Consider the following 23,915-nt stretch of genomic DNA (forward strand, 5'->3'; position numbering starts at 1 on the left):
AGTTTGCAGGGGAATCCGTAAATCTGGGCGCAGGGAGTGAACGACATGGCTAACAGTTTTGCGACACGGCTCGCAGCCGCACTGCTGGTGGCCTGCCTTGTGACCGCGGCGCGCGCCGACGACGAGACCCCGCAGCCGCAGCCATCGCCGAGCGCACAGACCTCGAGCACGCAGCCCCCGAGCGGCCAGAAGGGCCGGGCAGGGCGCGGCGGCGAGGCCGGCCCCAATGCCAGCGCCTCTGCCAACACGTCCACCGCCGAACCGCATCGCCTGCCGCCGGATTCCACCACCAAACAGTCGCTGGCATTGCCGGGCCGCACGCTCGCCTTCACCGCCACGGCCGGCTCGATCCGCGTGTTCGACGACAAGGGCGAGCCGCTGGCCGACATCGCCTACACCTCCTACCAGCTCGACGGCGCCGACAAGGCGAACCGTCCCGTGACGTTCCTGTTCAACGGCGGACCCGGATCGGCGTCGGCCTGGCTGCAATTCGGCAATGTCGGGCCGTGGCGGCTTTCGTTCGACGGCGAAGCCGCGGTGTCGTCGGCCTCGCCCGAGCTGTCGCCGAATGCCGACACCTGGCTCGACTTCACCGATCTCGTCTTCATCGATCCGGTCGGCACCGGTTACAGCCGCTTCGTCACCACGGCCGAAGACGTCCGCAAGCGCTTCTTCAGCGTCGATGGTGACGTCAATTCGGTCGCGCTGGTGATCCGCCGCTGGCTGGAGAAATACGACCGGCTGCCATCGCCGAAATACGTCGCCGGCGAAAGCTATGGCGGCATTCGCGGGCCCAAGGTCGTGCACAATCTGCAAATGCAGCAGGGCGTCGGCGTGCGCGGCCTGGTCCTGATCTCGCCGGTGCTCGACTTCCGCGACTATTCCGGCTCCAGCATCCTGCAATATGTCGCGAGTCTGCCGACCATGACGGCGGTGGCGCGACAGGCCAAGGGGCCGGTGACGCGCGAGAATCTCGCCGACGTCGAAGCCTACGCACGCAGCGATTTCCTGCTCGACCTCGTCAAGGGCCAGGCCGACGCTGAGGCCACCACGCGGCTCGCCGACAAGGTCGCAAGCTTCACCGGCATCGACCAGGCCGTGAGCCGCAGGCTCGTCGGGCGTTTCGACATCGGCGAATTCCGCAGGGAGTTCGATCGCAAGAACGGCAAGGTGACGGGACGTTACGACGCCTCTGTCGAAGGCTTCGATCCCTATCCCGATTCCAGCTACTTCCATTTCGGCGATCCCTCCGGCGATCCCCTGATGGCGCCCTTGACCAGCGCCGCCGTCGATCTCACCACGCGCAAGCTGAACTGGCGCCCCGATGGCTCCTATCAATTGCTCAGTGAGAGCGTGAACAAGGCCTGGGATTTCGGCCGCGGCACCGCGCCGGCGGAGTCGGTGACGCAGCTGCGCCAGGCGCTGGCGCTCGATCCGAAACTGAAGCTCCTGATCGGGCACGGCCTGTTCGATCTCGCCACGCCGTATTTCGCCTCGAAGATCATCCTCGACCAGCTGCCGGCCTTCGTAGGCCGCGACCGCACCAAGCTCGTGGTCTATCCCGGCGGCCACATGTTCTACTCCCGCGACGGCTCGCGCCAGGCGTTCCGCAAGGAGGTCGAGGCGTTGATGAAGTGAGTGGCGCCCTGACGTGGATTGCGTTGCCCGCGGCAACGCTAACTCGTCGTCCCGGCGAAAGCCGGGACCCATAACCACAGGGTTCGGTTGTGAAAGGGATCGCGACCCCAGCATCGTAACGCAACTCGCATTTGTGGTTATGGGTCCCGGGTCAAGCCCGGGACGACACCGCATTTGTTGCACCGCTTGCGATCCATACATCCGCGTTCTCGCGACATTAGCCCTCGTGCCGGAACTGGCCGAGCTCATGCAACAATGCGGCCCCCGTCCGCAAGCCGCTGTAGAAGCAGTCCAGCGTCATGTTCTCGTTCGGCGCATGGTTGGCTTCGTCCGGATTGGCATAGGGCGTGACGAAGGCAGGGATGCCCAGCAGCTTGGTGAAGACGTAGTTGGGCAGGCTGCCGAAGCCGGCTGGGACCAGTAGCGGCTCCTCGCCATGGGCGGCGACGAAGGCGCGGCGTAGCGACGCGGTGTAGGGCGAGGCGATCGGCGTCTTCGAGGGCTGCATTCCCATCTCCTGAGCGACGAACTCGACCTCGGGGGCATGTTTCGCCACATGGGCCTGGACCTTGCGCAGGATGTCCTCGGCGTCCTGCGCCTCGACGAGGCGAATGTCGCATTTCACGAAGGCCTCGTTCGGCAGCACCGTCTTGCTGCCGCGGCCGCCATAGCCGCCGTGGAAACCGTTGATGGTGAGCGTCGGCTGGAAGCAGAGACGGTCGTAGAAGGGCCGGTCGGCAGGCGCGTCGAGGCGCTTCAGGGCAAGGCTGTTCTTGATGGCCTCGATATCGAGCGGCAGACGCTCGATCGCCGCCAATTCCTCTGATGCCGGCGGCTCGATGGCATCATGCAGCCCCTCGATGGTGATCTCCCCGGCCGCGTTCTTCATCGTGCCGAGCAGGTGAACCAGCGTCCAGATCGGGTTCGGCACGACGCCGCCGAAATTGCCGGAATGGACATCGCGGTTGGCATGGCGACAGCGCAGCTCGAAGGAGACGACGCCGCGCGAGCCGAACTTGATCGTCGGCGCGCCGCTGGCATGGCGCGGGCCGTCGGCGGTGACGGCGAGATCGGCCTTCAACAGATGCGCGTTGGCACGCACGAAACCGGCGATATGCGGGCTGCCGATCTCCTCCTCGCCCTCCAGCAGCAGGATGACGTTGCAGGGCAGTTCGCCGTGCACCCTGAGATGGGATTCGATCGCCAGGATCTGGGCGAAGTGCTGGCCCTTGTTGTCGCCGACGCCGCGCGCATAGAGCCTGCCGTCCCGGATCGTCGGCTCGAACGGCGGCGAGATCCATTTCTCGATCGGATCGGCCGGCTGCACGTCGTAATGTCCGTAGAGCAATACGGTCGGCTTGCCAGGCGCCTTCTCCCAGCGCGCCACCACCATCGGATAACCCTCGGTGGGGACAAGACCGGCGTCGAGACCGATCCCTGTGAGCATCTCGACAAGCAGGGCGCCGACCTCGGCGATGCCGATGTTCTCGGCGCTGATGCTCGGATGGCGCAGATAGGCGATCAGGCGCTGCAGGAAGCTGTCGCGGTTGGATTCGATATGCGCGAATACGGCAGCCAATGGGTCGGAAGAAGCCATGATGAGCACCTGATATTGGAGCGGCCACCGGGAGACGGGGGCGCGACAAGCGTCCGATTGCATGAGCGCTCTACGTCTCTCCAAAGGGACAATCAACAGGCGAGACGTCAATCGCGATCGTTCAGGCCTGACCGGACTTGTCGCAGCAGGTTCCGTCCGCCTGGACCGGCGGGCACGCCACCGACCCGTAGGAACAGAACACGCAGCAATCGCCGGGCTTCGGCTTGAGACGGATGCCGCAGCCCTGGCAGTCGTAGAAGAACTGGCAGGCGTCGGTCGGCATGGTTTCGGTGGCGGCAAATCCGCAAGCCGGGCAAATGAGGGTCGAGACGAGTTGCATGCGTCGCTGATACGTTGGTTAACCGCTCATATCGTACGGTCATCGCACCCATCAAGTATCCGTGCCTCTGGCGAGATCGTGATCTCGGACGGATTTGCAGGTTGTACGCGAACATGCGACAAATGGGTATGCATGTGAGGCGTCTCGCCAATCTCTGGATTCTGCTGCTCGTCGCGGCCGGGCTTTTGCTCGCGCCCGTGGCGCCGGCATTTGCCAGGATGATGCCGGATGCTGCGGCGACCACGATGCGGACCATGTCCGACGAGATGCACGCCATGTCTGACGACATGCCGTGCTGTCCGGACCAGACCAAGAGCAAGACCTGCGATGGCTGTCCGTTCGCCGCGCTTTGCATGCTGAGCGTGCCGCTGCCGGTCCCAACAGGGGCTGCTACGCTCGTCGAGCGTCATCCGTTGCGGAGCCAGTTCGCCGCGCATGACGACCGGCTGCTTGACGGCCTCGGCGCCAAGCCACCGGACCATCCACCTCGAACCAACGTCTGACGGGCGCGCAAGCGCCTGATCGCTGACGCGTGCGCCCGTTGGCGCGCGTGTCGTCGCATGCCGCTGACGCGGCCAATCAGACGTATCGAGGATAACAACCATGACGACTTCCAACCTGGTGCGCGCCGCTGCCGCCGCGCTGATCGGTGCTGCCTTGAGTACTTCCCTGGCGGGTTCGCCCGCGCACGCCGAGATCAAGAACTACGAATTCCAGCTCACGCAGCCGACCGTCCAGGTCGGCGCCGATCGCATCGTCACGGTGCGGCTGGTCGACAGGACGACCGGAAAGTCCGTCCCTGATGCCGTCATCTTCGCAACGCGGCTCGACATGGCGCCTGACGCCATGCAGGAGATGGTCACCAAGGTGACGCCGATGCCGGGGACCGAGCCCGGCACCTACCGGTTCAAGGCCACCTTCGGCATGGCTGGACGCTGGCAGCTCTCGCTCGGTGCGAAGGTGCAGGGCGAGATCGGTTCGGTCGAAAACAAACTCGTCGTGACGGCCGAGAAATGAGCCGCCTCGCTTGGGCCGGCGCTGCCGCTGCGATCCTCGCAGCGGCAGGCGTCGCATGGATCGGTCACGGCCTACTGCCGCGACCGGCGATCACAGCCATTGTCCCGGCCGCGCACGCCGCGGAGGCCGGCGCGCCGATCTATTTCCGCGATCCGGACGGCAAGCCGCTGTACTCGCTGACACCGAAGGAGACGCCTGACGGGCGCGACTATCTGGCCGTATCAGGCGATGCCGATGTCGGTTCTGGAGATCCCGCGCGATCTGCGGACATGAATCCCGCCAGCGCAAAGAGTGAGCGCAAGGTCAAATATTATCGCAATCCGATGGGGCTTCCCGACACCTCGCCGGTGCCGAAGAAGGATTCCATGGGGATGAATTACATCGCCGTCTATGACGGCGATGACAGCGATGATGGTTCGGTCAAACTCTCGCCCGGCAAGATCCAGCGCACCGGCGCCAAATCCGAGCCGGTCGTGCGGCAACCCGTGCGATCGATCATCCGGGCGCCTGGGACCATCCAGGAGGACGAGCGGCGCACCTCGGTCGTCGCACTGCGCTTCGAGGGCTTTGTGGAAAGCGTCGCCAACGTCACCACGGGCGATCACGTCCACAAGGGGCAGCCGCTCCTGAACGTGTACAGCCCCGCGCTGTCCAGTGCCGCCGCCGAATATCTATCGGCGATCAATGCCGGCGCCACCGGAAAAGAGTTGAAGGGCGCGCGTCGCAGACTTGAGAATCTCGCAACGCCGGAACCGGCGATCAAGGAGCTCGAACGTAGCAGAGAGATTTCGCTCTCGATCCCATGGCTTGCGCCGCAGGATGGCGAAATTCTCGAGCGCAACGCGGTCAACGGGATGCGGGCGGGGCCGGGCGATGTGCTGTTCAGGATTTCCGACCATCGCCTGGTCTGGGTGCTTATCGACATCGCCGAACGCGACCTCGCGCAGGTCGCCGTTGGGACCAAGGTCACGATCAAGCCGCGCGCCCTGGGCGGCCAGACCTTCACCGGGGAGGTGGCGCTGATCTATCCGCATTTGATGGCGCAGACCCGCACCGCGCGTATTCGCGTCGAGGTGCCCAATCCCGACGAGCTGCTGCGGCCGGAAATGTATGTCGATGCGGAGATCGAGACCGGGACGCCGGGCGCGGTGCTCGCCGTGCCGGAAAGCGCGGTGCTCGACAGCGGCTCGCGACAGGCCGTTCTTATCGACAAAGGCGAGGGCCGCTTCGAGCCGCGTGAGGTCAAGCTTGGCCGTCGCGGCGGCGGATTCGTCGAGGTGACCGAAGGCGTCGCGGAAGGCGATGCCGTCGTGACCTCAGCCAATTTCCTGATCGATGCCGAGAGCAATCTGAAGGCGGCGTTGAAGGGATTCGCCGAGTCCGGCGGCGCGCAAGCGACAGAGATGCCGGGACATGCGGGAGCCAAGCCATGATCGCTCGCATCATCGCCTGGTCGGCGCGCAATTTGCTGCTGGTGCTGTTCGGCACCGGCTTTGCCGCGGCTGCCGGCCTCTACGCGCTGCTCCATCTTCCGCTCGATGCGATCCCCGATCTCTCCGACACCCAGGTGATCGTCTACACGGAATATGCCGGCCAGGCCCCGCAGGTGATCGAGGATCAGGTCACCTATCCCCTGACCACGGCGATGCTGACGGTGCCGAAATCGAAGGTCGTGCGCGGCTTCTCGTTCTTCGGCGTGTCTTTCGTTTACGTCATCTTCGAGGACGGCACCGACATCTACTGGGCGCGCTCGCGCGTGCTTGAATTCCTCAACAGCGCGGCGTCGCGGCTGCCTGCCGGCGTGTCACCGACCATCGGCCCCGACGCGACCGGCGTCGGCTGGGTCTACCAGTACGCGGTGATGTCAAAGCAATTGAACCTTGCTGATACCCGGACGATCCAGGATTGGAACCTGAAGTTCGCGCTTGCCAAGGCCGAGGGCGTCGCCGAGGTCGCCAGCGTCGGCGGCTTCGTCAAGCAATACAATGTCATCCTCGATCCGCAGCGGATGCGCGATCTCGGCATCACCATGCCGAAGATGCGCGACGCGATCCGCGCCGGCAATGCCGACGTCGGCGGCCGCACCGTCGAACTCTCCGAGTTCGAGTATGTGATCCGCGGCAAGGGCTATCTGAAGAACATCAACGATCTCGGCAACATCGTGCTCAAGACCAATAATGGAACGCCGGTGCTGCTCCGCGACGTCGCGCGCGTCGAAATCGGGCCGGACGAGCGGCGCGGCATCGCGGAATTGAACGGCGAGGGTGAGGTGGCCAGCGGCATCGTGCTGCAACGCTTCGGCATCAATGCCCTCGACGTGATCGACAACGTCAAGACGCGCTTCAAGGAAATCGCGAGCAGCCTGCCAAAGTCGGTCGAGATCGTTGCGGTCTACGATCGCTCGAACCTGATCCATGCGGCGATCGAAACGCTGAAGCGCACTTTGGCGGAGGAGAGCATCGTCGTAGCCCTGGTGTGCGTTGTGTTCCTGCTGCATGTCCGCAGCGCCCTGGTCGCGATCCTGATGCTGCCGGTCGGCGTGCTGATGGCGTTCGGCGCCATGAAGCTGCTCGGGATCGGCTCCAACATCATGAGCCTCGGCGGCATCGCGATCGCGATCGGCGCGATGATCGACGCGGCGATCGTGATGATCGAGAATGCGCACAAGCACCTGGAGCGCGCCGCGCCAGGCCGGCCGCGCGTTTCGATCCTGATCGAGGCCGCCGCCGAGGTCGGGCCTGCGCTGTTCTTCAGCCTGTTGATCATCACCGTGTCGTTCACGCCGATCTTCACGCTGGAGTCGCAGGAGGGGCGGCTGTTCAGCCCGCTCGCGTTTACAAAAACGTTTGCGATGGCGGCGGCGGCGCTGTTGTCGGTGACGCTGGTTCCGGCGCTGATGGTGATCTTCGTCCGCGGCAAGATCGTCCCCGAGCACAAGAACCCGATCAATCGTTTCCTGATCTGGGCCTACCGCCCCGTGATCAAGGGCGTGCTGCGCGCCAAGACGCTGGTGATCCTGCTGGCGCTCGGCGTGCTCGCGGTCTCGATCTGGCCGGCACGTCAGCTCGGCACCGAGTTCATGCCCAACCTGAACGAAGGCACGCTGCTCTACATGCCGACGACGCTGCCCGGCATTTCCGTGACCAAGGCGGCCGAATTGATGCAGACCCAGGACCGGATCATCAGGAGCTTCCCGGAGGTCGCCTCGGTGTTCGGCAAGGCCGGCCGCGCCGCGACGGCGACCGACCCGGCGCCGCCGGAGATGTTCGAGACCATCGTCAACCTCAAGCCCAAGGACGAGTGGCGGCGAGGCGTGACCATCGACAGCCTGATCGCCGAGATGGACAAGGCGCTGCAATTTCCCGGCGTGTCGAACGCCTGGACGATGCCGATCAAGGCGCGCATCGACATGCTATCGACCGGCATCCGCACCCCCGTTGGCGTCAAGGTCATCGGCCCCGATCTCGCCGGCATCGACAAGCTCGCGCGACAGATCGAGCAGGTGCTGAAGGCGGTTCCCGGTACCTCGTCGGCCTATGCCGAACGCGGCCTCGGCGGCTACTACCTCGAGATCACGCCGAACCGCGAGGCGCTGTCGCGCTACGGCATCGCGGTGCAGGACGTGCAGGACACGATCGCGACCGCGCTCGGCGGCCAGACCGTGACCACGACCGTGGAAGGACGCCAGCGTTTCACGGTCAACATGCGCTATCCGCGCGATCTCCGCGACAATCCGAAGGCGATCGCGAGCGATATCCTGGTGCCGATGCCGGCCGGTGGCGCGGTCCCGCTCGGCGAGGTAGCCGATGTCACGCCGGCTCGCGGGCCGACCTCGATCAGGACCGAGAACGGGCAACTGGCTGGCTACATCTATGTCGACATCCGCGATCGCGATCTCGGCGGCTACGTCGCGGACGCGCAGCGCGCGGTACAGGCGAGCATCGCGTTTCCGCCGGGCACGTACGTGGTCTGGAGCGGGCAATACGAATATCTCGAGCGCGCCACCGCGCGGCTCAGAATCGTCGTGCCGGTGACGCTGTCGATCATCTTCCTGCTGCTTTACCTCAACTTCCGCTCGATCGCCGAGACCATGATCGTGATGCTGTCGCTGCCGTTCGCACTGGTCGGCGGCCTCTGGCTGATTTGGGCGCTCGGCTTCAACATGTCGGTTGCGGTCGCGGTCGGCTTCATTGCGCTGGCCGGTGTCGCCGCCGAGACCGGCGTGGTGATGCTGATCTACCTCAACCAGGCGCTGGCCGAGATCAGGGCACGCCGAGTCGCCGCAGGCGAGACGTTGAGCCGGGCCGATCTTCAGGAGGCGATCATGGAAGGCGCCGTCGAGCGCGTCCGGCCGAAGATGATGACCGTGGTCGCCATCATGGCGGGGCTGCTGCCGATCATGTGGAGCACCGGCACGGGCTCGGAGATCATGCAGCGGATCGCGGTCCCGATGATCGGCGGCATGATCTCGTCGACCTTGCTGACGCTGATCGTGATTCCGGCGATCTTCGGGCTGGTCAAGGGCTTTGGCCTGCCCTCGGGCACATCGCGGCCTCCGGCAAAGCTGAAAGTGACGGCGAAATTGCGCGTCCCGGAGCCTGCCGAATGAGGTGAGCCATCATGATGCACCACGATAATTGCCGCTGATAACACAACACGGAGACACCCATGAATCATCTCACCAAGATCGCGGTCGCGCTCGCTGCTCTGTCCATCGTGGCTCCAGCCGCCAGTCACGAGAAGCACGGTCATGAATCCTTTTCGGCCGGCGAGCCGGGCGATCCCAACAAGCCGTCGCGCACCGTCGAGGTCCTGCTCAACGAAATGGACTTCACGCCGGCGCGCATCGAGGTCAAGCGCGGCGAGCAGATCCGATTCGTTCTCCGCAACGCCGGCACCAAGGATCATGAGTTCCTGCTCGCCACCACGGAAGAGAATTTGAAGCATGCCGAACTGATGAAGAAGCATCCGCACATGGAGCACGACGATCCGAACGGAGTGCGGCTTGCGCCGAAGAAGAGCGCCGAGATCCTCTGGAAATTCACCAGGGCCGGAACATTCGAATATTCCTGCCTGATCCCCAATCATCGCGACGACGGGATGATCGGGCACGTCACCGTCAAGTGAGAGCAGCAATTGCGAAGGAAGCGACAATGAACAGGATGATCCGGATGGCAGGCGCCGCCGTGCTCGCGCTGGCGCTGGGCGGAGCCGCAGCCCAAGCCGCGGATCGAGGCGCGGCCATCAATGGCGAGGTCAGGAAGATCGACGAGAGCAGTGGCAAGATCACGCTCAAGCACGGTCCGGCCAGGAGCCTCGCGATGGATGAGCCGATGACGATGGTCTACCGGGTCAAGGATCCGGCGATGCTCAAGCAGGTCAAGGTGGGCGACAAGGTTCAGTTCGACGCCGAGAGCGGCGACACGGGCTACACCGTGACCCGGATACAAACGTCGAAATGAGGTGAGGGAGAGCCTGATGGGCGCCTGCTCCGATCGTGCGGGAACACGATCGGGGCTGGCGCGTTGCAGTGCATCTCGCGCGCAGAAGGACCTCGCCATGACACTCAACGCGGCAATGCTGGTAGCAGCGCTGATGCTGTCGGGAACCGTGTTGGCGCAGAGTTCCGGCCCCTCGGCGGGCGGACGAGCGGAATCAGGCGTGACCACGACGGGGCAGGCGCCGGCCCCGAAGACCGGCGACAGCGGCCCGGCGGTCGCGCAGGCGAGCCGTCCGGCCAAGCCTGATACGGGCGCGGCGAGCAACACAGTAAGCGTGAACCGCGGGCCAAAGACTGACCGCCGCCGCGAGCATTTTCCGTAACGCGCGCGGTCCTGTCGCAGACCTGTCGATGAGGCATTCCAGCCATCCGGCAAGGCGCGATTGCCGCGCGGGCGCGCTTGGTGGATAACGGATTCGCAGTCGGCCGATGCGCTTAGCCATTCAATTGTCCTTGCAATTGTCATGTGAAATCGGCCGGCCGAGGCATTTCGGTTGGGCGCGGTGGGCGGCATGGCGATGGAGAGCGGGGCAAGGCCCGGCGGACGATTTCTTGGGATGGACCGGGCGATCGCCCGCATCCTGCCGGTCCTCGCGGTTACCCAGCTGATCAGCTGGGGCACAATCGGGCTTCCAGCCATCGTCGGCAACCAGATTGCCGCCGATCTCCGCCTTGATCTCCCGACCGTCTTCGCCGGCACCTCGATCCTGTACGTGACGATGGGCCTGTGTGCCCCGTTGCTGGCAAAACCGTTCCAGCGCTTCGGCGCCCGCTGCGTCATGATGGTGGGCGTCACGATCGCAGCCCTCGGTCTGGCCGTGCTGGCCTGCGCGCAGGGGCTCGCGCTCTATGTCGTCGCCTGGACGATCCTCGGCGTCGCCGGAAGTGCAACCCTGACCACGGCCGCCCATATCAAGCTCAACGAGGTGGCGGGCCGGAAGGCGAAGGGCGCGATCGGGATCCTGATGCTGGTCACCGGGCTCTCCAGCACGATCTTCTGGCCGATGACGGCGTTTCTCGCCGCCCATGTCGGCTGGCGGGGCGCCTGCCTGGTCTATGCAGCGATGCTGCTGCTGATCTGCCTGCCGCTGCATACGTTCGGACTGCCGCGCCGGCCGATCGTTCCGGCTGCGACCGCAGAGTCGGCCGCTGGGTCCGAAGCGCCCCCGGTGCTGGAGAGGAGCACCTTCTTCCTGCTAGTGGCGTCGATCGCGCTCAATGCCTTCGTGACCTTCGGATTCAGCGCCGTGCTGGTCGAACTACTGAAGGCCGAGGGGCTGTCGGCGCCGGAGGCGATCGCGTTCGGCTCGTCGCTCGGCATCGTGCAGGTGACGGCGCGCGGGCTGGATTTCCTGGGCGGCGGGCGCTGGGACGGCATCACAACGGGCCTCGTCGCCGGCGCGCTGCTGCCGATCGCGATGCTGATCCTGCTGGTCGGCAACGGGTCCCATTGGGCGATCGCGGCCTTCATCGCACTCTACGGCCTCGGCAGCGGTGCGCTCGCGGTGTCGCGGGCGACCATTCCGCTGGTGTTCTACGACCAGACCGAGTTTGCCAAGGCGGTGTCGCACATCGCGCTGCCGCTGAACCTGATCTCGGCGGCGGCGCCGCCAATTTTGGTGGCGCTGCTCGCGCGGGTCGGCAGCGGCGCCTTGCTGGAGCTCGCGATGCTGTGCTCGGTCGGAGCGTTCCTGCTGCTGCTCGTTCTCGGCCGCCGCCGGCGCGTGGTCGGAGTGCCCGCCGCCAGTTCGGGATAAGAAATCGCAGATTGCAGCAGGATGGGTGGACAAAACCGACGTATGAGATGTTGGGCACGCTTCTTGCCTAACTGATTGCCATGACCCAAAAAATAATCGGCTTTGTCGGCTTCGGCGAGGCAGCGCAATGCTTCGCGGCACATCTCGCAGGCAAGGGCGTTGCCGCGCCGCTGGTGTTTTGCGAGGGAAAGACCAACCGCCCACCTTACTCGGACGGGTTCCGGGGCATCGCCGCCGCGCGCCGATATCGTGTTCTCGGCGGTCGTGGTCGCGACTGCCGTTTCGGTGGGCCAATCGATTGCCGCTCTGGTTCGCCCTCGCATGCTGGTGGTCGACGTCAACGCGTCGACGCCGAGGGCCAAGTGCGAGGTCGCTGATGCCGTGGCAGCGAATGGCGGCGCCTTTGTCGATGCCAATCTGATGGGCGCGGTCAGCATCTACGGTGCAGCGGTGCCGCTGTACTGTTCCGGCGATGGCGCCGCCCGCTTCGCCGAGCTGTTTGCGCCGCTAGGCTTCACGATCGAGCTCGCTGGCCCGCAGGCCGGCGCGGCAGCGGCGGTAAAGATGCTGCGCAGCGTGGTGACCAAGGGCATGGAGGCGCTGATCGTGGAAGCGCTCACCGCGGCCTCGCTGGCGGGCGTGCGCAGCGAAGCGCTGCGCGGCATTTGCGAGCCGATGGATGCGACGCGCTACAGCAAATTCGTCGACATGTGCGTGCGCACCGACGTACTGCACGCCGAGCGCCGCGCGGTCGAAATGGACGGCGTCGCGGAGGGGCTGCGGGAAATCGGGCTGCAACCGATCATGACGGAAGCCACCGCCGCACGGCTCCGGACATCGGCAGGACTCGGCCTGCGCGATGATTTCGCGGCGCGCCAGGCCTACAGCGCCGACGACGTGCTCGATGCCTATGCCGCAAGGATGGCCGAGCTTCCGCGCCCGTAGCGCGGACAGAATCATAAAGCCGGCACGGCCATCACGACCGCGCCGGCTTGATGCGTAAAATCCTCTTCGCTCAGTAGACGAGGCCGGTGCCCGGGGGCTTCTCGAGGGCGGCGGCGAGCGAGCGGTATTCGTCGCTGCTGGTGCCGGCGAGCTGCGCGATCTTGTTCAGATGATACTGCGCCTGCTCGCGGTTGCCCTGTTCGAGCTGCCAGAGGCCGTAATACTGCCAGGTGCGCACATGATCCGGATCGGCCTTGAGCGCGCGCTCGTACCAGACCTGCGAGACCTTGTAGTCGCCGAGCTTGCGGTAGGAATAGCCGATCAGATTGGCGACGTCGGCGCGGTCGTCCTGACCGAGCGCCTTCAACTGCTCGATCGCGCCCGCATAGTCGTGGCGATCATAGATCGTGGTGTAGGCCGTGTGATAGCCGGCCAGGAACGTCTGGTCCTCGATCGAGGAGGTCTTGTCCTTCTTGGCTTTCTTGGGTGCCTTGGCCTTGCCGCTGTCTGATGCCGGCGGGGCCGGATCTTCGCCGCCCGCGGCGTAGGCCGAGATGACGGGGCCGGCGGCAAGTGCCATCGAGAGCACCGCAAGGGTCAAATACCGTGTCGTCTTGCTCATTCGTCGTCGCTCCTGATCGTTTCTGATCGTGCTCGGCAATCCTACACCGAACCCTGCTGACATGAATACCGGAAGCCCCGGAACATTCCCGGTTGATCCAGCAATTTTGCGTCACCCGGTCCGGGGACGGCCTGGAAACGGCAGGCAGCGAACATGACAAAGATGTCATTCACATGAATGAACACCGTCAGTGTCCTTCAGAACGGGTTCAGCGCGCCACCCCTAAGGTCGCGTCATTGATCGGCGAGACCGACCATCCGGCCGGACACCCCGCGATCCCCGTGGAAGAGGAGACCACCATGTTGAAGACGATTTCCGCAGCGCTGATTGCCATGTCCGTCATCGCAGCTCCCGCGCTCGCCGCCGAGCAGGGCAAGACCGTCGCCCCTGCGCCTGTCACCAAGTCTGCCCCCGTGACAAAGACCGCTCCCGTCATCAAGAGCGAGCAGATCCCGTCGAAGGTTCTGAACGCCAACGCGAAGATGGGCCGGCATCACTACAAGCACCATCGCCATCATCGTCACCACAAGCACATGGGCGTGTTGAAGGTGAAGGCGCCGAAATTCGCGACCAGCCACGTCAAGCACATCAAGGCGAAGGTCGCGGTCAAGCACGTCGCGCCGGTCAAGCGCGGCTGAACCTGATCCGCCGGGCGTGGTTCGATCCACATTGCCCCGCCGCGCCCACGGATATCAGACCCGGCCCGCCCGCCATTGCTTCCCCAATGGCGGCGGGCCGGAGCGCGTTTTGCGTGTCAGGTGAGCCCGACGCTGCGCAAATAGCTTTCGAGGGTGTGCAGCTCGCGCGATGCGACGATCGCGCCGACATAGCCGTCGGGACGGACCAGCACCCAGTCACCGGCGTCCAGCGAATAATTCTTCTGCAATTCGCCCGCGTCATCGCGAAGGTCGCCGCGCGGACCGGTGCCATGGATGTGCAAACCGCGGCGCGCCGGCACGAGGTCACGATCGACGTCATGGCCCAGCAACGTCCAGTGCGGGCCCTGGAACAGCTGGAATAGCCGCCGCGCCTGACCGGCGGCGCCGCGAAGGCGCGCATCGGGCGCGCGGTCGCCTGCCAGCAGGCCGCCGTGCCGTTCCGGCCTCTCCAGTGCCAGCGCTGAACAGGGATAGCCGAGATCGAGCTGCTGCACCTCGCGACCGCGCCGCATCTCGCCCCGCTTGCCGGCCTCGAGCAGCTTTGCCGAAAGACCAAGCATGTCGGCTGCGATCGGCCGGCGCTCGTCCTCGTAGCTGTCGAGCAGAGGGGCGGGCGCGCCGGCAATCACCGCGGCGAGCTTCCAGCCAAGATTGTAAGAATCCTGCACGCTGGTGTTGAGACCCTGGCCACCGGTCGGCGGATGGATATGGGCGGCATCGCCGACCAGGAACACGCGGCCAACCCGGTAGCGGTCCGCCAGCCGCGCGTTCATCGAGTAGGCTGACGCCCAGACGACGGAATGAATGCCGATGTCGTCGCGGCCGGTACGCTCGGCGACCATTTTGGAAAGCCCCTCCGCCGAGAGATCGACATCACCTTCGAGCGGGACCGGCGCCTGCAACTGGAACAGCTTGGTGCCCGCGAGCGGGCACAGCGCGACCTGGCGCTCCATCGAGCCGTCGTGAAATCGGTGCCATGCATCGCGTTCCAGGCCTGTCAGCTCGAGATCGGCCACGACGGCGCGGACGCCGAGCGTCTTGCCGGGAAAGCCGGTATCGAGCGCATGCCGCACCAAGCTGCGGCCGCCATCGGCGCCAACGAGATAGCGAACGCGGATCGTCGCTTCGCGGCCGTGGTGCGAAAGCCGCGCGGTGACGCCGTCGCCATCCTGAGTTATTCCAATCAGTTCGCAGCCATATTCAACCTGATGTCCGAGCTCGCGCAGGCGTTCGCGCATCACGCCTTCGGTGAGGAATTGCGGCACCATCAACGGTGTCAAATAAGGCTCGGCCGGCGTCGGCGCAGCAGCCGTGACCATGTCGGAATCAACGAAGCTGCCGTCGGGGCGGTGTTCGCGCTGTCGGGGATAGGGGCCGCCGGTCGCGGCCAGTCGGTCGAGGATGCCGAGATCCTCGAAGATTTCCTGGGTTCGCGGCTGGATGCCCTTGCCGCGCGAGCCGTGGAACGGAGCCCCCAGCTTTTCGATCAGGCGGAACGAGATTCCCCGTCGCGCGAGGTCGATGGCGAGGGTGAGACCGGCGGCGCCGGCCCCGCTGATCAGCACGTCGCTTGCAAATTCCTGTGTCATGGCCGTCTCCATATGTGTAATATGCACATAATTGGAGGCTGGGATGACGTCAAGAAAATATGTGCAAAATACACATAATCGTGAGACGTTTCGTGCCCTGCACGAGGCACTGATCGACATTGTGAGCGTGATGAACCGCCCGCAGCGGGACGAAGCGATGGTGCGGGAGGCCGGGATATCGCTCGACCGGGCGCTGTTTCCGCTGCTTGTCGTCATTGAGCGGCGCGGCCCGATCGGGATCGTCGACCTCGCCGACGGGGTCGGGCGCGATTACACCACGGTCAGCCGGCAGGTCGCGAAACTCGAAAGCCTCGGCCTGGTCGGACGTCAGGCCGGTGCCGACCGCCGGGTCCGGCAGGCCGTCGTGACGCCGAAGGGCAAGACGATGACGGATGCCCTGGACGCCGCCCGCGAGCGGATGGGCCGGATCATTTTCGAGAGCTGGGACGAGCGCGACGTCGAGGAGTTGGCGCGGCTGATGCGCAAGTTTGCCGATGCGATCAGCCTCGACCCCTTCGACGATCCGAGGAGCGGCTCCTAGAGCGTTTTCGAGCGAAGTGGATACCGGTTCGCGTGAAGAAAACGCGTCAAAACAAGAATTTAGAGCTTCGGTTCTGATTCAATCAGAACCGAAAGTGCTCTAACCGCTCAGATAACCGAGTTGCGAATTCCCTTGCCGCGCGAAGCGGTCTAGAGGCTTACCGGTCAGGAGACGCGGCGCCGGGGAATCATGGGACAGCGACGTTTGGGAATTTCAGTGAAACTGGCGGCGATGCTGCTGCTGGGAATCGGGCTGGCCGGCTGCGCCGGCGGCGACGATTCAGGGCCGATCACCTTTACCGACGATCGCGGCAACGCCGAGCAGCCGTTCCCGACCAGCTTTCGCCCCGAGATCCTGGCGTTCATGAAGACCTATTTGAACAATCCGGTCGGCGTGCACGAGGCAGGGATCGCCGAGCCGGTGCAGCGCACGGTCGGTGGCCGACTGCGCTACGTGGTCTGCCTGCGCTACAGCCCGAAGGATACGGATGGCAGTTACCGGCCGGCTCGTGAGCGCGGCGTGCTGTTTGTCGATGGCCGGCTCGACCGCATCATCGAGAACGCCACTGAGCCCTGCGCCGGCGTGTCCTATTCGCCGTTTCCAGATTTGGAAAAGATGACGCGCTGAGGGGCGGCCTGACAAAGTGTCGCAGCCATGACCGGATGATGCGCACAATCCGATCACTTTTCGCGGAGCGCTGAACCTTCCTTTAGCCTTCCGCGACATCCATTCAGCCGAAATGCGGCTGCTTAACGGGTGAAAAAACCTTCTGTGGCAAGGAACAAACGGGCGTTGTTGCGGCCCCGTCACAGTTGCGAAACATCACAGGTCTGGCATTGCCCCAAAGCAACCCAATTGAGGTCACGTTGTTTGGATTGATAGCGCAACGTTAGTAACGGGGATCCAAGATGAACAAGTTTTTGCTCGGCACCGCCGCCGCCATGGCCTCATTGGCCGCTCTTGCAAGCCCGGTGCTCGCGGCTGACATGCCGGCCCGCCCTTACACCAAGGCACCGGCCTATACCGCGCCCGCGCTGGTCTACAACTGGACTGGTTTCTATATCGGCGGCCATCTCGGCGGCGCGTTCACGGACGGCAACAATTTGATGGGCAGCGATGCGCGCTTCATGGGCGGCGTGCAGGGCGGTTTCGACTACCAGTTCGCCCCCAACTGGGTGGCGGGTATCGAGGCGCAGTACTCCTGGCTGCCCAACTCGTCGAACAATGGCGTGCTGTTCCCGGCCGGTACGCTGGTGAGCGGCAATACCGACCAGATCGGTTCGGTCACCGGCCGCCTCGGCTACACTTGGGGTCCGGCGCTACTCTACGCCAAGGGCGGTTATGCCTGGCGCGACGGCAACAACATCAACGCCTCGGTCGCCGGCGTGCCGGTCGGCATCACCACCAACGGCAACCGTCAGGATGGCTACACCGTCGGCGGCGGCCTCGAATACATGTTCGCCCCGAACTGGTCGGCCAAGGCCGAGTACCAGTACTACAATTTCGGCAAGACCACCTTCACCGGCGGTCCGGCCGACATCGTCGGCGCGAGCTTCCGCAACGACGAACACACCGTCAAACTCGGCATCAACTACCGCTTCGGCTGGGGCGGACCGGTGGCAGCCAAATACTGATCGTCAGTCTGTTTGATCGACGCGGAAAGGCCGGCTTCAAGCCGGCCTTTTTGTTGCGTTGATGCCGGGTTAGGTGCGTGTCGGCGGCACAAGTGCAATGCAAAAAATAATTTTCTGCATTGCAAGGAACTTTCATCGTGATGCGCTATTATGCGTTCGCCGGGGCTGGTGGACAAACGAACATGCGTAGTTTCGCGTTAGGGCTGATCATATCTGCGGTCTCCATGCCGTGCCTTGCCCAGACCGTCCTGAAATCCGAACCCCTGATTCTCGCCCCCTATGAGGCTGTCCTCGTGCAGGACGCGTCCTGTCCGACCGGCAAGGTGCTCAAGGTGACCGGCGCGATCCGGGGCCTGCATCGGCGGAAGGTCTGTGTCTCGCTGGCAGCCGAGCAGGCTTCGCTGGTGACGGCGACGCCGTAGGGCTGGGGATGACGCACCACACGGCCCGGCTCGCTGATGCGCGCCGGGGCCATTGACGTCACGACCCCAACACATCACGAATTCAATTTGAGCTCCAATCGGGCTTCACGATCGGCATCGGCCTTGTTTCTGGCCGGGTCTTCGTTCGGATCGAGCTGGCACGGCCGGATCTCGTAGTCATTATCGAGCACCGGGCGCGGCGAGGGCGCTTCCTCTTCCGAAACGGCATCGACCACCAGACCGGAATCCGTGGCGAGCTTCCAGACATCGGCCTCGGTCGGGTAAGCCTTGCTCAGTTTGGCATCCTGGTAGAATAGCGCGTAGGGCATTCATCGTCTCCCCCAAAAACCGACAACGCAGGCACCGGTTAAGAGGTTTCGGGATCACGGAACCGTGAGCAACTAACTGAGCAAGTACCTGAAAATATGAATCATTCCGGTCCTTTCGCGGGAGTCCCTGAGTCCCTAACGAGAGGTAAATCCCAAAAAAAAGAATCCCCGGGACTCCCCGGGTAGAATCGCCGGATGCTCCACGTCATGAGAGCGATCCAGACCCCTCATGAACGTGTCCATGCCGCGCTGACGGTTGCGCTGCTGGCGGCCTGTGCGGCCAATCTGGCGCTGGTGTGGGCCTGGCTGTAGCCGGGGCTCCGCCTGAAAACGCCGTAGCCGCCCGACGTCAGCGCCGATTGACGGCCCGCGCATTCCCTCCATCATTGTCGACATAACAAGCGCCTGCCGCAATCAGCGGACGGGCCGTTCGTGGGTGGAGCGAACATGATCGAAGCGCTGAGAGAGCGGGTCAATGGCGACACCGGGTTGGTGCGGCGTGGACGGTATCTGTCGACCACATTCCTGCTCGAGATCGGCAACACGGCCTGGCTGATCGCGATCCATGAGGGCCGCCTCATGTCGGTGACGAAGGGGCCGTTCGTGATGCCGTCATGGTCGTTTGCGCTGCGCACCTCGGACGAGGAATGGGACAAGTTTTCCGCGCGCCGGCCGCCGCCCGGCTCGAACGACCTGATGGCGCTGATCAAGCGGCGCGTGCTGAAAGCCGAGGGCGACCTGCAAATCTTCATGGCGAACCTGCGCTATTTCAAGGACGCGCTCGCCAAGCTGCGCACGCGCGACGGGGCTTCGGCATGAGTGCAAGCTTCGAGCCGATCATCGGCCGCTATATGCATCTCGATCTGTTCGGCCGGGCGCACCGCGTCTATGTCGAGGAGGCAGGCTCGGGCACGCCGTTGCTCTGCCTGCACACTGCAGGCGCCGACGGGCGGCAATATCGCGGCCTGATGAACGATCCGCGCGTTACGCGCCGTCACCGCGTCATTGCCTTCGATATGCCCTGGCACGGCAAGTCGTCGCCGCCTTCAGGCTGGCACGACGAGGAGTACCAGCTCACGTCAGTGCAATACATGACGATGATCCTGGCCGTGATCGACGCGCTCGATCTCGACCGTCCGATCCTGATCGGCTGCTCGATCGGCGGCCGGATCGCGCTGCATCTGGCGCTCGAACACCCGGAAAGCTTCCGCGCCATCATCGGCCTGCAGGCCGGCGCGCATGTCGATCCCTATTACGACCTGAATTTCCTGCACCGGCCGGACGTGCATGGCGGCGAAGTCGCTGCCGCCATCGTCTCGGGCCTTGTCGGCCCCGATGCGCCCGAGGCGGAGAAGTGGGAGACGCTGTGGTACTACGCGCAAAGCGGGCCCGGCGTGTTCAAGGGCGATCTCTATTTCTACAAGATCGACGGCGACATCCGCGCCCGCATAGCCGAGATCGACACCAAGCGATGCCCGCTGTTCCTGCTCTCAGGCGAGTACGACTATTCCTGCACGCCGGAGGAGACGCTGGCGGTCGCGCGCAGCATTCCCGGCAGCGAAGCCACCATCATGAAGGGGCTCGGGCACTTCCCGATGAGCGAGAATCCGGGCGAGTTCTTGAAGCACCTGCTGCCGGTGCTGGAGAAGATCGGCGGCCAGGGGAGCTAACGACGGGAGAGATGAAGCAGGGAGACGTAGAGTAGCGCGCCTACTTGCCGGAGCGCGGCAGTTCGCCGTTGTCGCGAATCGCTGCGCGCACCTTGTCCATGGTGGAGCTGCAATACTCCTCGCGCTCGCGCAGGAAGCGCTGCTGGTTGGCACGGAAATTCGCAACCCGCGCACGCACTTCCGAACCGAAGTCGCCACGTAGGTCGAGCTTTACGAAACCCGGCAACGCCGGCGCCGGCGGGACCTCAACAACCATCGCGGCGGCCGGAGCGGGCGCCGCGGCAGGCGGGACCTCGATCATGGTAGGCACCGGCAGTGCGACAGTGACCGGCGTCGCTCCATGCGCGACCACGGGCGGCGCAGCCATCAGCGCCTCGGCGTCAGGCCGCTTGCCCGTCACCGATTGCACGAAAGCCATGGTCTGCGCGATCAGGAGATCGCGTTCTTTCATCCACTTCATGGCGCACCCTCAGTGGGCTGGATTCCAGCAAAGCAACGCTGCAGAATCAAGCGTTTACCACGAAGATGGTTGACGAAGGCGTCTGTTTTGCCCGCGAGGTGACAAAACGGCGACACCACCTGAGCGGGTGAGGGCTGGGGGTGGAGCAGAGTACCGACGAGGCCGAGCGCGTTCTGGAGAGCCGAAGCCCGGCTTTGAGAGGTGCCGACCGGAAGCTTTAGTGAGCGACCGTCTCGACCTCCGGCTCGGTGGCGCGGGCCTCGATCAGGTCGGCATAGCGGCCGTATTCCTCGGCCATTTCGAGCAGCTTCTCGCGCACCGCAGCGTCGGTGACCTGGCGGGCCAGCCGCTTGGCCTGATCGGACTGGAAACGGTAATGCGCGGTGTCGGACATTGTGGCTCCTCACAAATATGTAAGGGCCGGTCCGCAAAGGTTCACTGCAGCGTTTGCGAGCGTTCCGTCAGCGCGGCCAGGCCGGCGCAGGGGTTGTCCTCGCGGATCTCGACGTCGAACCAGCCCATCTCCTTCAGCTCGCGTGCCTTCTTCTCGGCAGCGTCCTCGCTGTCGCGCTTCAGAACGATCTGGCTGGTGCCGTCCCGCGCAAGGATGAAATAGGTCATGGCTTTGAGTCCACCCGCCACCAGCGTACACGGCTTTTGCGGGGAAGGACAAGAAACAATGCGAAATTTGCGTGGTCTTACGGGAACGCTCCCGCGAATCCTGCCAAGGACGCGGGGCAGGGATTGGTTCACATCCTTAAGCCGCGCCCGCCACAAGGAGCGCAAACAGGCCGCCAACCGAGGCGGCGGATTCCTTCAACGGAAGACAGATTGCAACGGAAGACAGATTGACATTGCAATGCAACCGTTGCCCGCTATGACCGCTCTCAGCCGGGATGAAAACATGAGTGCAAGTGCGCGAGAGTTCGTCGATTTCTGGATCGAGAACAGCGTTCACGCTGTCGAGCAGTATCGTGTGCCGGGCGCGTCGCAAGACGTGGCCGAGCTCACGCAGCGGTGCATCGACATGGCCAAAGGCGAGGGCATTACCGAGCAGGCGCTGCGCGACGAGGTCGGTGACGTCGGCGAATATATCCGGGACAGACTAAGCGCGGCGAACAAGGCGGAGTCCGGTCGCAGCGAGTAGGTGTCTCGGGCCGCCTCAGTTGGCGGCCTTTTTAGTGTTCCTCCCCTTGATCTTCGAGGATCACCCATTGCGGGATTGACTCATTGTTCATGTTTTGTTCTTATGCTGCACGTCCAGCAAGGAGAGCATCATGGACAACCGCATCAACGAAATCCGCAGGCAAGTAAGAGCATTGAGGGTCAGCATGATGGAGGCCGAAGCCATCATGCGTGGGCAAATCAACCGGGGCGAGGATTGCGCCTTCGTGGCCGGGGACATGATCAAAATGCGCACGGTGATGAGTCGCCTTGTCGAGGAACGCGCCGTGCTCGGCGACCGTGAGCCGATCCTGGTGAGCGGCGGGTTCATCTCGCGGCGCCCGAAAGCGGAAAGGCCCATTGCCCTCCCGCCGTTCAAGCGTCGCCTCATGCCCGTTGCAGTACGTGCCCGGTGAGGAGTCGGAGATACTGAACCGCGTGAGCCTGGTTCGAGCGCGAACCGGCTCGGGCAGGCTCTGAGTAATTGATGGTGCCGGCTGAGGGGATTGAACCCCCGACCTTTGGTTTACAAAACCACTGCTCTACCGCTGAGCTAAGCCGGCGAATGGGTGAGATTTGCGGCTCGCATAGCAGACTTGCCGAGCGAGGGCCAGAACCAGAAATAAGACTGGGGAAATGGCGCGGCCGCCGGCCGGGCAAGGAAAAGGCGGCCCTCGGGCCGCCTTTTCCGTCTCCGAGATGGAGGTCTGATTATTGGCAGGGATGCTGCCGGCCGTCGTCGCCGCGGAACCAGGTGCCGGGGGTACAGACGAAGCCGTTCTGCCGGGCGTATTCGGCGCCGCCGCGGGCATAGCCGCCGCCGGGGCCATAGCCGGGGCCGCCGAAGGGGGCGGTGGCGATCGCGGCCGCGGTTCCGACCGCGCCGCCGACGACATCCGCCGCGATGTCGGCTGGACCGGAGTCATAGCGGTTGTAGCTGTCGTTATCCTGCCAATTGCGATCCTGCCGATAGGCGCGGCGGTGATAGCTGGCGTCTGCGCCATAGCCCGGTCGCATCGTCTGGCAATTCCCGTAACTATCGACGTTCGAGCAGCGGGCGGGGCTGCCCATCATCTGCTGTGCCATTGCGGGGGTCGCCAGCGCCGAGGCGAGCAGGGCGGCGGCGCCGAGAATCTTGAGCTGCGTCATGTGAAGTCTCCTCTGTCGTGATGCAGAGCTAATCTCGCTGTGCCGCGCCTGTTCCTGTTCCGCCTTGTCTTATGTTCAAACCGATGTGAAGTTCCGCCTCGTTCCCACTTGATGAGATTTGCATGCATCTTCGCGACATCGATTACCGCTGCGGCGACACCCATCTGCGCGGCTATCTCGCTTTCAAGGAGTCGAGCGGAAAGCGGCCCGGCGTGCTGGTGTTCCACGAGGGGCTCGGGCTCGGCGATTTCGCGATGGAGCGGGCACGCAGGCTTGCCGAGCATGGCTATGCCGCGTTCGCCGCCGACATGTTCGGCGAGCGGCGGCAGGCGGCCAATCTGGAGCAGGCGACAGCCCTGATCGGCGTGCTTCGCACCGAGCCGGCGACGCTGCGCGCTCGTGCCCGCGCCGCGCTTGCGACGCTGGTCGCACTGCCCGAGGTCGATGCCAACAGATGCGCCGCGATCGGATTCTGCTTCGGCGGGATGGTCGCGCTCGAACTCGCGCGTGACGGCGCCGATCTCAGGGCCGTCGCCAGCTTCCACGGCGTGCTCTCGACCAAACTGCCGGCGGCAGCGGGCGCGGTGAAGGCGAGCGTGCTGGTGTTGACCGGCGCCGAGGATCCGCTGGCGCCGCCCGACCAGGTCGCGGCCTTCGCGGACGAGATGCGCGCCGCCGAGGTCGCCGACTGGCAGGTGGTCAGCTTCGGCAACGCGCTGCACGGCTTCGCCAACCCGGCCGCTGATGGCTCGATCATGAAGGCCGCACTCTACAATGCGCAGGCCGACCGCCGCTCCTGGGCGGCGATGCATGGCCTGTTTGATGACGTGCTGGCCTGACAAGATCGGCGATCTGGTGTTTGATCCGAGTCACGTCGGGCGT

Annotated in this window: 29 protein-coding genes and 1 tRNA gene; 20 read left to right on the forward strand and 10 right to left on the reverse strand. The window is 64.5% G+C overall.

All coding sequences use genetic code 11. The annotated features are described in order from the left end of the window. The first annotated feature begins 45 nt into the window (after nt 1-45). Nucleotides 46-1,638, forward strand: coding sequence for a S10 family peptidase (locus tag UP09_RS26910; RefSeq protein ID WP_044541345.1), 1,593 nt, complete (start codon nt 46-48; stop codon nt 1,636-1,638). A 217-nt stretch (nt 1,639-1,855) separates the two neighbouring features. Here UP09_RS26910 and UP09_RS26915 read toward each other — a convergent pair whose 3' ends face one another. Then, entirely contained in the window at nt 1,856-3,235 is a 1,380-nt protein-coding gene (locus UP09_RS26915) for a M20/M25/M40 family metallo-hydrolase (RefSeq protein WP_044541346.1), read from the reverse strand. Nucleotides 3,236-3,356: 121 nt separating this feature from the next. Beyond that, on the reverse strand, nt 3,357-3,575 hold the full coding sequence (locus UP09_RS26920; protein WP_044541347.1) for a GDCCVxC domain-containing (seleno)protein: 219 nt from the start codon (nt 3,573-3,575) through the stop codon (nt 3,357-3,359). A 122-nt stretch (nt 3,576-3,697) separates the two neighbouring features. Here UP09_RS26920 and UP09_RS26925 point away from each other — a divergent pair, with 122 nt between their 5' ends. The 9 genes from UP09_RS26925 (at nt 3,698) to UP09_RS26965 (ending at nt 12,794) form a co-directional block, all read left to right on the forward strand. Further along, the gene (locus UP09_RS26925) at nt 3,698-4,078 is read left to right on the forward strand and encodes a hypothetical protein (protein ID WP_245302229.1); all 381 of its coding nucleotides are present in this window, start codon (nt 3,698-3,700) and stop codon (nt 4,076-4,078) included. A gap of 100 nt (nt 4,079-4,178) precedes the next feature. After that, nucleotides 4,179-4,592, forward strand: coding sequence for a FixH family protein (locus UP09_RS26930; protein WP_044541349.1), 414 nt, complete (start codon nt 4,179-4,181; stop codon nt 4,590-4,592). After that, nucleotides 4,589-6,025, forward strand: a complete 1,437-nt coding sequence (locus tag UP09_RS26935) for an efflux RND transporter periplasmic adaptor subunit (protein ID WP_044541350.1) — start codon at nt 4,589-4,591, stop codon at nt 6,023-6,025. Before UP09_RS26930 ends, UP09_RS26935 begins: the two co-directional genes overlap by 4 nt. Next, the gene (locus UP09_RS26940) at nt 6,022-9,201 is read left to right on the forward strand and encodes an efflux RND transporter permease subunit (protein WP_044541351.1); all 3,180 of its coding nucleotides are present in this window, start codon (nt 6,022-6,024) and stop codon (nt 9,199-9,201) included. The genes UP09_RS26935 and UP09_RS26940 overlap by 4 nt, the downstream gene beginning before the upstream one ends. Before the next feature lie 59 nt (nt 9,202-9,260). Beyond that, entirely contained in the window at nt 9,261-9,719 is a 459-nt protein-coding gene (locus tag UP09_RS26945) for a cupredoxin domain-containing protein (protein ID WP_044541352.1), read from the forward strand. A 26-nt stretch (nt 9,720-9,745) separates the two neighbouring features. Beyond that, a complete protein-coding gene (locus UP09_RS26950; RefSeq protein ID WP_044541353.1) occupies nt 9,746-10,054 on the forward strand; it encodes a copper-binding protein in 309 nt (102 codons plus the stop codon). Between the two features lie 97 nt (nt 10,055-10,151). Beyond that, entirely contained in the window at nt 10,152-10,415 is a 264-nt protein-coding gene (locus tag UP09_RS26955) for a hypothetical protein (RefSeq protein ID WP_044541354.1), read from the forward strand. 234 nt (nt 10,416-10,649) lie between these two features. Continuing rightward, nucleotides 10,650-11,849: an MFS transporter gene (locus UP09_RS26960; RefSeq protein ID WP_082070302.1), complete on the forward strand. Its 1,200-nt coding sequence runs from the start codon at nt 10,650-10,652 to the stop codon at nt 11,847-11,849. A 321-nt stretch (nt 11,850-12,170) separates the two neighbouring features. Further along, nucleotides 12,171-12,794, forward strand: a complete 624-nt coding sequence (locus tag UP09_RS26965) for a DUF1932 domain-containing protein (protein ID WP_245302231.1) — start codon at nt 12,171-12,173, stop codon at nt 12,792-12,794. 70 nt (nt 12,795-12,864) lie between these two features. On the opposite strand, the gene UP09_RS26970 is transcribed toward UP09_RS26965, so the two are convergent. Beyond that, nucleotides 12,865-13,416, reverse strand: a complete 552-nt coding sequence (locus UP09_RS26970; protein WP_044541355.1) for a tetratricopeptide repeat protein — start codon at nt 13,414-13,416, stop codon at nt 12,865-12,867. Between the two features lie 299 nt (nt 13,417-13,715). On the opposite strand from UP09_RS26970, the gene UP09_RS26975 reads away from it, so the two are divergent. After that, complete coding sequence (locus tag UP09_RS26975; protein ID WP_044541412.1) at nt 13,716-14,054, forward strand: His-rich protein BRANT; 339 nt, start codon at nt 13,716-13,718, stop codon at nt 14,052-14,054. Between the two features lie 116 nt (nt 14,055-14,170). Here UP09_RS26975 and UP09_RS26980 read toward each other — a convergent pair whose 3' ends face one another. Beyond that, nucleotides 14,171-15,664 (reverse strand): FAD-dependent oxidoreductase, encoded by a 1,494-nt coding sequence (locus tag UP09_RS26980; RefSeq protein ID WP_044541413.1) that lies wholly within the window; start codon nt 15,662-15,664, stop codon nt 14,171-14,173. A gap of 43 nt (nt 15,665-15,707) precedes the next feature. Between UP09_RS26980 and UP09_RS26985 the strand changes: the two genes are divergently transcribed. From UP09_RS26985 to UP09_RS27000, 4 genes are all read left to right on the forward strand, one after another. Continuing rightward, nucleotides 15,708-16,205 carry a MarR family winged helix-turn-helix transcriptional regulator gene (locus UP09_RS26985; protein ID WP_044541356.1) on the forward strand — a complete coding sequence of 166 codons (498 nt, stop codon included), beginning with the start codon at nt 15,708-15,710 and terminating at the stop codon, nt 16,203-16,205. Nucleotides 16,206-16,394: 189 nt separating this feature from the next. Next, complete coding sequence (locus tag UP09_RS26990; protein WP_502689087.1) at nt 16,395-16,832, forward strand: hypothetical protein; 438 nt, start codon at nt 16,395-16,397, stop codon at nt 16,830-16,832. 281 nt (nt 16,833-17,113) lie between these two features. After that, complete coding sequence (locus UP09_RS26995; RefSeq protein WP_044541358.1) at nt 17,114-17,839, forward strand: outer membrane protein; 726 nt, start codon at nt 17,114-17,116, stop codon at nt 17,837-17,839. Between the two features lie 182 nt (nt 17,840-18,021). Continuing rightward, nucleotides 18,022-18,261 (forward strand): DUF6719 family protein, encoded by a 240-nt coding sequence (locus UP09_RS27000; protein ID WP_044541414.1) that lies wholly within the window; start codon nt 18,022-18,024, stop codon nt 18,259-18,261. 74 nt (nt 18,262-18,335) lie between these two features. Here UP09_RS27000 and UP09_RS27005 read toward each other — a convergent pair whose 3' ends face one another. After that, nucleotides 18,336-18,590, reverse strand: coding sequence for a hypothetical protein (locus UP09_RS27005; RefSeq protein ID WP_044541359.1), 255 nt, complete (start codon nt 18,588-18,590; stop codon nt 18,336-18,338). 447 nt (nt 18,591-19,037) lie between these two features. Between UP09_RS27005 and UP09_RS27010 the strand changes: the two genes are divergently transcribed. Together UP09_RS27010 and UP09_RS27015 are read left to right on the forward strand one after the other, a co-directional pair. After that, entirely contained in the window at nt 19,038-19,409 is a 372-nt protein-coding gene (locus UP09_RS27010) for a hypothetical protein (RefSeq protein ID WP_044541360.1), read from the forward strand. After that, nucleotides 19,406-20,260, forward strand: coding sequence for an alpha/beta fold hydrolase (locus UP09_RS27015; RefSeq protein WP_044541361.1), 855 nt, complete (start codon nt 19,406-19,408; stop codon nt 20,258-20,260). Before UP09_RS27010 ends, UP09_RS27015 begins: the two co-directional genes overlap by 4 nt. A 40-nt stretch (nt 20,261-20,300) precedes the next feature. On the opposite strand, the gene UP09_RS27020 is transcribed toward UP09_RS27015, so the two are convergent. The 3 genes from UP09_RS27020 to UP09_RS27025 form a co-directional block, all read right to left on the reverse strand. Continuing rightward, the gene (locus UP09_RS27020) at nt 20,301-20,720 is read right to left on the reverse strand and encodes a hypothetical protein (RefSeq protein WP_044541362.1); all 420 of its coding nucleotides are present in this window, start codon (nt 20,718-20,720) and stop codon (nt 20,301-20,303) included. Between the two features lie 217 nt (nt 20,721-20,937). After that, nucleotides 20,938-21,114 carry a hypothetical protein gene (locus UP09_RS38210; protein WP_197082746.1) on the reverse strand — a complete coding sequence of 59 codons (177 nt, stop codon included), beginning with the start codon at nt 21,112-21,114 and terminating at the stop codon, nt 20,938-20,940. 41 nt (nt 21,115-21,155) lie between these two features. Beyond that, nucleotides 21,156-21,341, reverse strand: coding sequence for a hypothetical protein (locus tag UP09_RS27025; RefSeq protein WP_044541363.1), 186 nt, complete (start codon nt 21,339-21,341; stop codon nt 21,156-21,158). A gap of 283 nt (nt 21,342-21,624) precedes the next feature. Here UP09_RS27025 and UP09_RS27030 point away from each other — a divergent pair, with 283 nt between their 5' ends. Together UP09_RS27030 and UP09_RS27035 are read left to right on the forward strand one after the other, a co-directional pair. Beyond that, on the forward strand, nt 21,625-21,867 hold the full coding sequence (locus UP09_RS27030) for a DUF768 domain-containing protein (RefSeq protein WP_044541415.1): 243 nt from the start codon (nt 21,625-21,627) through the stop codon (nt 21,865-21,867). A gap of 130 nt (nt 21,868-21,997) precedes the next feature. Continuing rightward, nucleotides 21,998-22,300: a hypothetical protein gene (locus UP09_RS27035; protein WP_044541416.1), complete on the forward strand. Its 303-nt coding sequence runs from the start codon at nt 21,998-22,000 to the stop codon at nt 22,298-22,300. 72 nt (nt 22,301-22,372) lie between these two features. Here the strand turns inward: UP09_RS27035 and UP09_RS27040 are convergent. Together UP09_RS27040 and UP09_RS27045 are read right to left on the reverse strand one after the other, a co-directional pair. After that, nucleotides 22,373-22,447, reverse strand: a tRNA-Thr gene (locus UP09_RS27040). 148 nt (nt 22,448-22,595) lie between these two features. Beyond that, on the reverse strand, nt 22,596-23,033 hold the full coding sequence (locus UP09_RS27045; protein ID WP_044541364.1) for a hypothetical protein: 438 nt from the start codon (nt 23,031-23,033) through the stop codon (nt 22,596-22,598). Between the two features lie 122 nt (nt 23,034-23,155). Here UP09_RS27045 and UP09_RS27050 point away from each other — a divergent pair, with 122 nt between their 5' ends. Continuing rightward, nucleotides 23,156-23,872, forward strand: coding sequence for a dienelactone hydrolase family protein (locus tag UP09_RS27050; RefSeq protein WP_044541365.1), 717 nt, complete (start codon nt 23,156-23,158; stop codon nt 23,870-23,872). The last annotated feature ends 43 nt before the right edge of the window (nt 23,873-23,915 follow it).

Origin of the sequence: Bradyrhizobium sp. LTSP885, assembly GCF_000938305.1 — a bacterium.
Classification (GTDB): Bacteria; Pseudomonadota; Alphaproteobacteria; order Rhizobiales; family Xanthobacteraceae; genus Bradyrhizobium.

Excerpts from the sequence above, each read along its gene's own strand:
- UP09_RS26910 (WP_044541345.1), top strand. The coding sequence starts at position 46 with ATGGCTAACAGTTTTGCGACACGGCTCGCAGCCGCACTGCTGGTGGCC.
- UP09_RS26915 (WP_044541346.1), bottom strand. The coding sequence starts at position 3,235 with ATGGCTTCTTCCGACCCATTGGCTGCCGTATTCGCGCATATCGAATCC.
- UP09_RS26920 (WP_044541347.1), bottom strand. The coding sequence starts at position 3,575 with ATGCAACTCGTCTCGACCCTCATTTGCCCGGCTTGCGGATTTGCCGCC.
- UP09_RS26925 (WP_245302229.1), top strand. The coding sequence starts at position 3,698 with ATGGGTATGCATGTGAGGCGTCTCGCCAATCTCTGGATTCTGCTGCTC.
- UP09_RS26930 (WP_044541349.1), top strand. The coding sequence starts at position 4,179 with ATGACGACTTCCAACCTGGTGCGCGCCGCTGCCGCCGCGCTGATCGGT.
- UP09_RS26935 (WP_044541350.1), top strand. The coding sequence starts at position 4,589 with ATGAGCCGCCTCGCTTGGGCCGGCGCTGCCGCTGCGATCCTCGCAGCG.
- UP09_RS26940 (WP_044541351.1), top strand. The coding sequence starts at position 6,022 with ATGATCGCTCGCATCATCGCCTGGTCGGCGCGCAATTTGCTGCTGGTG.
- UP09_RS26945 (WP_044541352.1), top strand. The coding sequence starts at position 9,261 with ATGAATCATCTCACCAAGATCGCGGTCGCGCTCGCTGCTCTGTCCATC.
- UP09_RS26950 (WP_044541353.1), top strand. The coding sequence starts at position 9,746 with ATGAACAGGATGATCCGGATGGCAGGCGCCGCCGTGCTCGCGCTGGCG.
- UP09_RS26955 (WP_044541354.1), top strand. The coding sequence starts at position 10,152 with ATGACACTCAACGCGGCAATGCTGGTAGCAGCGCTGATGCTGTCGGGA.
- UP09_RS26960 (WP_082070302.1), top strand. The coding sequence starts at position 10,650 with ATGGACCGGGCGATCGCCCGCATCCTGCCGGTCCTCGCGGTTACCCAG.
- UP09_RS26965 (WP_245302231.1), top strand. The coding sequence starts at position 12,171 with ATGCTGGTGGTCGACGTCAACGCGTCGACGCCGAGGGCCAAGTGCGAG.
- UP09_RS26970 (WP_044541355.1), bottom strand. The coding sequence starts at position 13,416 with ATGAGCAAGACGACACGGTATTTGACCCTTGCGGTGCTCTCGATGGCA.
- UP09_RS26975 (WP_044541412.1), top strand. The coding sequence starts at position 13,716 with ATGTTGAAGACGATTTCCGCAGCGCTGATTGCCATGTCCGTCATCGCA.
- UP09_RS26980 (WP_044541413.1), bottom strand. The coding sequence starts at position 15,664 with ATGACACAGGAATTTGCAAGCGACGTGCTGATCAGCGGGGCCGGCGCC.
- UP09_RS26985 (WP_044541356.1), top strand. The coding sequence starts at position 15,708 with ATGACGTCAAGAAAATATGTGCAAAATACACATAATCGTGAGACGTTT.
- UP09_RS26990 (WP_502689087.1), top strand. The coding sequence starts at position 16,395 with ATGGGACAGCGACGTTTGGGAATTTCAGTGAAACTGGCGGCGATGCTG.
- UP09_RS26995 (WP_044541358.1), top strand. The coding sequence starts at position 17,114 with ATGAACAAGTTTTTGCTCGGCACCGCCGCCGCCATGGCCTCATTGGCC.
- UP09_RS27000 (WP_044541414.1), top strand. The coding sequence starts at position 18,022 with ATGCGTAGTTTCGCGTTAGGGCTGATCATATCTGCGGTCTCCATGCCG.
- UP09_RS27005 (WP_044541359.1), bottom strand. The coding sequence starts at position 18,590 with ATGCCCTACGCGCTATTCTACCAGGATGCCAAACTGAGCAAGGCTTAC.
- UP09_RS27010 (WP_044541360.1), top strand. The coding sequence starts at position 19,038 with ATGATCGAAGCGCTGAGAGAGCGGGTCAATGGCGACACCGGGTTGGTG.
- UP09_RS27015 (WP_044541361.1), top strand. The coding sequence starts at position 19,406 with ATGAGTGCAAGCTTCGAGCCGATCATCGGCCGCTATATGCATCTCGAT.
- UP09_RS27020 (WP_044541362.1), bottom strand. The coding sequence starts at position 20,720 with ATGAAGTGGATGAAAGAACGCGATCTCCTGATCGCGCAGACCATGGCT.
- UP09_RS38210 (WP_197082746.1), bottom strand. The coding sequence starts at position 21,114 with ATGTCCGACACCGCGCATTACCGTTTCCAGTCCGATCAGGCCAAGCGG.
- UP09_RS27025 (WP_044541363.1), bottom strand. The coding sequence starts at position 21,341 with ATGACCTATTTCATCCTTGCGCGGGACGGCACCAGCCAGATCGTTCTG.
- UP09_RS27030 (WP_044541415.1), top strand. The coding sequence starts at position 21,625 with ATGAGTGCAAGTGCGCGAGAGTTCGTCGATTTCTGGATCGAGAACAGC.
- UP09_RS27035 (WP_044541416.1), top strand. The coding sequence starts at position 21,998 with ATGGACAACCGCATCAACGAAATCCGCAGGCAAGTAAGAGCATTGAGG.
- UP09_RS27045 (WP_044541364.1), bottom strand. The coding sequence starts at position 23,033 with ATGACGCAGCTCAAGATTCTCGGCGCCGCCGCCCTGCTCGCCTCGGCG.
- UP09_RS27050 (WP_044541365.1), top strand. The coding sequence starts at position 23,156 with ATGCATCTTCGCGACATCGATTACCGCTGCGGCGACACCCATCTGCGC.